Source organism: uncultured Shewanella sp. (genome assembly GCF_947501225.1).
Lineage (GTDB): Bacteria > Pseudomonadota > Gammaproteobacteria > Enterobacterales > Shewanellaceae > Shewanella.
The window spans coordinates 1-2,088 of sequence record NZ_CANMUW010000035.1 but is presented as its reverse complement, the minus strand read 5'-3'; the positions used below and the strand labels follow the sequence as shown (position 1 = coordinate 2,088).

The 2,088-nt window shown below is 44.5% G+C and carries 1 protein-coding gene and 2 tRNA genes; 2 read left to right on the top strand and 1 reads right to left on the bottom strand.

What is annotated here, in order from left to right:
- Window positions 1-76 (bottom strand) — tRNA-Val (locus Q1B47_RS21790).
- Window positions 77-397: 321 nt separating this feature from the next.
- Between Q1B47_RS21790 and gltX the strand changes: the two genes are divergently transcribed.
- Complete coding sequence (gene gltX, locus Q1B47_RS21785) at window positions 398-1,807, top strand: glutamate--tRNA ligase (protein WP_299798827.1); 1,410 nt, start codon at window positions 398-400, stop codon at window positions 1,805-1,807.
- 106 nt (window positions 1,808-1,913) lie between these two features.
- Window positions 1,914-1,989: transfer RNA gene (locus Q1B47_RS21780), tRNA-Ala, on the top strand.
- The last annotated feature ends 99 nt before the right edge of the window (window positions 1,990-2,088 follow it).

Sequence of the window (2,088 nt, the reverse complement as noted above, 5' to 3'; positions counted from 1 at the left end):
TGGTGGTCGATACTGGGCTCGAACCAGTGACCCCCTCCTTGTAAGGGAGGTGCTCTCCCAGCTGAGCTAATCGACCTCGCTGTGTGGGGCCGTATTATAGGGAGGAACGATTTACTGTCAACGCTTTTTTGGATTAAAGCAGTAGTACGGCGTAATTTTACCCGGATTGATGCATTGTCACCCAACACCTTGTTGGTTTGGTGTATTTTTGTCCTGTAATAGTTGTTGCGGGGCAATAATTCGGCAATTGTAATCAGCAATAGGTGAGACATATAGATATATCACTCACTATATAGAGTATGGCAATTTCCCTATTCCTTTTTGGCTGTTAGAATATGCGCCACATTCATTGGTACAGTCTATTATTTAGACTTTCTATATAGGTTAGTGTCCCATTATGACAACTAAGACGCGTTTTGCTCCAAGCCCAACAGGTTTTTTGCATGTCGGTGGCGCCCGTACAGCGCTTTATTCATGGTTATATGCTCGTGCAAATCAAGGTGAGTTCGTTTTACGAGTAGAAGATACCGATATCGAACGTTCGACCCCAGAAGCATGTGAAGCCATTTTAGAAGGAATGAAGTGGTTAGGTTTGGACTGGGATGAAGGCCCTTATTACCAGACTAAGCGTTTTGATCGCTATAACGAGATTATTGCCCAGATGCTGGAGCGGGGCACAGCTTATAAGTGCTATTGCTCACGAGAACGAATTGAGACTATGCGTGATGAGCAGGCTGCCAGAGGTGAACAACAGAAGTATGATGGTTGTTGCCGAGATAAAGCCCCACGCGATACAGATGAGCCTTTTGTTATTCGATTCAGAAACCCTACTGAGGGTAGCGTAGTATTTGATGACCATGTACGTGGCCGCATCGAAATTTCTAATGACCTTCTGGATGACTTGATCATTGCACGTACTGAAGGCACTCCTACTTATAACTTCTGTGTTGTAGTAGATGACTGGGATATGGGAATCACCTGTGTTGTACGCGGTGAAGATCATATCAATAATACGCCTCGTCAAATCAACATTCTAAAAGCCTTAGGGGCACCAATACCTGAATATGCTCATGTTGCTATGATTTTAGGTGATGATGGCGCTAAGCTTTCTAAGCGCCATGGGGCTGTTGGTGTAATGCAGTACCGTGATGATGGCTATCTGCCTGAAGCACTACTTAATTACCTGGTACGTCTAGGTTGGTCTCATGGAGATCAAGAAGTGTTCTCTATCGATGAGATGAAACAGTTATTTAAGCTTGATGATATCAATAAAGCCGCTTCAGCATTTAACACTGAAAAGCTGATCTGGTTAAATCAACACTATATTAAGGAACTGGCCCCTGAATATGTTGCCAAGCATTTAGAATGGCATATGGTAGATCAGAACATTGATACGAGTAATGGTCCGGCTTTATCTGAAGTCGTAACCGCCTTATCTGAGCGCGCCAAGACATTAAAAGAACTTGCAGCTTCCAGTCGTTACTTTTATGAAGATTTTGCAGACTTCGATGAAACGGCAGCGAAAAAGCATCTTCGAGGTGTTGCAATGGAGCCCCTTAAGCTTATTCAACAGAAATTAGCCAGCCTAAATGAATGGACTTTAGATAACATTCATCAAGCGATTGAAGATACTGCTGCTGAATTAGAGGTGGGGATGGGTAAAGTGGGTATGCCTTTGCGTGTAGCGGTTACCGGAGCCGGAATGTCACCTGCTGTAGATTTAACCTTATTCTTGGTTGGAAAGGTTCGTTGTGAGCAAAGAATCTCCAAAGCGATTGAATTTGTAGCGAATAGAATAAATTCCTAAAAAACGAGTTGACACTTTTGGGTACGCTGCATAGAATGCGCCTCGCAGTTGAGACACAGTGAAGCAAAAGCTTAGTGGTGTACTCAAAGGTGATTTGGTTTGAGAAGGGGCCTTAGCTCAGCTGGGAGAGCGCAACACTGGCAGTGTTGAGGTCAGCGGTTCGATCCCGCTAGGCTCCACCAAACTAAACAACTCTTTATTTGTAGAGTTTAAAGAACAGATGTCCGGGTCCCCATCGTCTAGAGGCCTAGGACACCGCCCTTTCACGGCGGTAACAGGGG